The sequence below is a fragment of the Phytoactinopolyspora endophytica genome (assembly GCF_004138495.1).
GTDB lineage: Bacteria > Actinomycetota > Actinomycetes > Jiangellales > Jiangellaceae > Phytoactinopolyspora > Phytoactinopolyspora endophytica.
The window spans coordinates 221,350-222,371 of sequence record NZ_ML142855.1 but is presented as its reverse complement, the minus strand read 5'-3'; the positions used below and the strand labels follow the sequence as shown (position 1 = coordinate 222,371).

Below are 1,022 nucleotides of genomic sequence, written 5' to 3'. Positions count from 1 at the left end.
ATGGCGCGCAGGGTCTGGCCCACGGCTGCGCCGGCGCCGTCGGCCCAGCTGGAGACGACGGTCATGGCGTACGTCACGTCTCCGGCGTAGCGCATCGGGAGCACCCAGACCGTCGCGAGCTGAATGACGTCGACGCCGTCGACAGTGCGAACCAGCCGCTGGCTGACCGCTCCCGGCACGTCGGTCTCGGCCGCCGCGCCGACCGCCACCTCACCCGCCTGAGCGGCCACCATCGCCTGCAGCAGGGCCTTCGGGTCGGCGCCCGCGGGCACCAGGTCTGCGGTGACGGTCACATTGGGTGTGAACGTGACCGGACCAGTCGCCCTCTCCTCAGGCCGGACGACGGCCAGGGCCCGAGGCGCGGCGTGCGCGACATACCCGTCCGGCACGTCGATGCGGAACGACGGCGCGGCCGGCAACACCGAGCTCGGATAGCGGACCGTGGTGGGCTGGCTCATGGCGAAGTTCCTTCTGGTCCCGGTGCTGCTCCCGGTGCTGGTGCCGATGCCTCGGGCGCCGTGCCGGCGGCCGCGCCCGCGTCCAGAACGTCGGCGACACCGGTGCCCGGAGGAGCGAACGGGTCGAGACCGACGGCGAGCGGGTCATCATGAGCGAGATACATCCTGGTGCCGCTGCCGTCTCCGGTCGCGGCGGCCGGACTCCAGCGGTCATCCGCGGCATCGGCAGTGTGTCCGGTGGTCGCCTCGTGCCCAGGCCCGGTGATGGCTCCGGACGCCGCGGCCACGGTCCCGGCCTTGGTGTTGCCGGCACCGCTCCTCTCAGGGTCGTCGTCAGCCGCTGCGGCCTTGCCGCTGCCGAGGGCGGCGGCACCCAGGCCGGCGATGCCTGCCAGGCCCAGCGGGGCCGCCAGCATCGCTCCGCTCGTCCCGCCGCTCGCGTCGTCGATGGACGGCAACGGCCGCGTGGGTTCGCCTGTCCCGGCGCCACCGTCCAGGCTGCCGCTGTTGGAGCTGATCGGCGTCGACGTGACGGCTCCTTTGCCATCGGACGCGGCAGCGCCG

General features: G+C 73.6%; 2 pseudogenes. Both read right to left on the bottom strand.

The window, feature by feature from the left end:
* Nucleotides 1-458: pseudogene (locus ELR45_RS15865) on the bottom strand (hypothetical protein); the annotation flags it as partial.
* Nucleotides 455-1,022, bottom strand: a pseudogene (locus ELR45_RS15860) (hypothetical protein); the annotation flags it as partial. The pseudogenes ELR45_RS15860 and ELR45_RS15865, both read right to left, overlap by 4 nt.